Genomic DNA, 1,922 nt, shown 5'->3' with positions numbered 1-1,922 from the left:
CTTGGCGCGGGGGGGGCCGCCGCCTCGGCCGGTGCCTGCGGCAGGGCGCTTCTCACCGCGGCAGCTCGGCCGGCTCGGGCCGCTTCCAGCGGCGCTGCAGCCACATCACGCCGAGGATGTCGGTGATGCCCACCGCCAGCCGGTCCAGCGTGCCGTAATTCGAGGTGCCGCGCAGCCGCGGCCGGTGGTTCACCGGCTGCGAGACGACGCGCCCGCCCTGGCGCAGCACCAGCGCCGGCAGGAAGCGGTGCATGTGGTCGAAGGCCGGCAGGCCGAGGAACAGCGCGCGCGGGAACAGCTTCAGCCCGCAGCCGGTGTCGGGCGTCGCGTCGCCCAGAAGCTTCGCGCGGATGCGGTTGGCCCAGCGCGAGGAGAGGCGCTTGACCTGGGTGTCGCGGCGGTTGACGCGCCAGCCGGCGACCAGCAGCGGCGGCAGCGCCGCGCCATCCATCGGGCCGGAGACCTCGCCCTCGGCGAAGGCCCAGAGGGCGGGGATGTCGGCCGGGTCGTTCTGCCCGTCGCCATCCAGCGTCGCGATCCAGGCGCCGCGCGCCGCGCGCACGCCGGAGACGATGGCCGCCGACTGGCCGCAGGAGCGCGCATGGCGCAGCACCCGCAGGGCCGGCACGCTGGCCATCAGCCCCTGCAGCGCCTCGGCCGTCGCATCCGTCGAGCCGTCATCGACATAGACGATCTCGTGCGGGATGGCGGCGAGCGCCGCGCCGATCTCGGCCACCAGGGGGGCGATGTTGGGCGCCTCGTTGCGCACCGGCACGACGACCGAGATCAGCGGGGCGGGAAGCGGGGCGGGGCTGGCGGACATGCCGGGACTCTCGGCTGCGGCGGGACGCGGGTGATCCGGCATGGTCGCGCGGGGTAGCAGGCGGCGCCCGGCGCGACAAGGCCCGCCGCCCGGGCCGGACCGGACCGCAGGGCATGGCTGGCCCGCCCCGGGGAGCCAGCGCCCGGGCCGGCGGCGCGCCGCCGCATTGACCCGGCGGCGGATGCCGCCACCTTTGGCGGGTTCCCTGTGATACTGTGACCGCGCCATGCCCTTCGATCCCCCTCCCGCCCCCCCCCGCCACCGCCCGCCACGCCGCCCCGCGCGCCGACCGCCACGCCATCGCCTGGTGGCTGCTCGCCGTCGCGGCGATGATCTGGGTGATGGTGGCGCTCGGCGGCGCCACGCGGCTGACCGGCTCGGGCCTGTCCATCATGGAATGGGCGCCGCTCTCCGGCACGCTGCCGCCGCTGTCGGAGGCCGAGTGGCAGCGCCTCTACGACCTCTACCGCACCATCCCGCAATATGCGCTGGTCAATGCCGGCTTCGGCATCGAGGGCTTCAAGCAGATCTTCTGGCTGGAATGGGCGCACCGGCTGTGGGGAAGGCTGATCGGCCTGGCCTTCCTGCTGCCGCTGCTGTGGTTCTGGTGGCGCGGCCGCATCCCCGCCGGGCTGCGCGGCCGGCTGGTGCTGCTGTTCCTGCTGGGCGGCGCGCAGGGCGGCATCGGCTGGTTCATGGTCGCCTCCGGCTTCGAGGCGGACCGCACCGCCGTCTCCCCCTACCGGCTGGTGCTGCATCTGGGCCTGGCGCTGGTGCTGTTCGGCCTGGTGCTGTGGACGGCGCTGTCCCTGCTGCGGCCGGAGCGCAACGGGCCGCGTGAGCCCGCCGGGCTGCGCCGGCTGGTGCACGCCACCGCCGGGCTGGTGGTGCTGGCCATGCTGGCCGGCGGCTTCGTCGCCGGGCTGCGCGCCGGGCTGACCTACAACACCTTCCCGCTGATGGACGGGCAATGGGTGCCGCCGGGCTATGCCGCGCTCTCGCCCTTCTGGCAGAATTTCACCACCAACATCGCGGCGGTGCAGTTCAACCACCGGCTGCTGGCGACGCTGGCCGGGCTGTCGGCCCTGGCCGCCGCGGC

2 protein-coding genes are annotated in these 1,922 nt (G+C 75.0%); one reads left to right on the top strand and one right to left on the bottom strand.

The window, feature by feature from the left end; genetic code table 11:
- Positions 1-52: 52 nt before the first annotated feature.
- On the bottom strand, positions 53-823 hold the full coding sequence (locus HMPREF0731_RS14925) for a glycosyltransferase family 2 protein (RefSeq protein WP_007004990.1): 771 nt from the start codon (positions 821-823) through the stop codon (positions 53-55).
- A gap of 215 nt (positions 824-1,038) precedes the next feature.
- Between HMPREF0731_RS14925 and HMPREF0731_RS14920 the strand changes: the two genes are divergently transcribed.
- The coding region (locus HMPREF0731_RS14920) for a COX15/CtaA family protein (protein WP_007004989.1) at positions 1,039-1,922 on the top strand (884 nt) is incomplete at its 3' end.

Source organism: Pseudoroseomonas cervicalis ATCC 49957 (assembly GCF_000164635.1).
Taxonomy (GTDB): Bacteria; Pseudomonadota; Alphaproteobacteria; order Acetobacterales; family Acetobacteraceae; genus Pseudoroseomonas; species Pseudoroseomonas cervicalis.
Note: the sequence above shows the minus strand (reverse complement) of the source record. Positions and strands in the feature narration are given on the sequence as shown.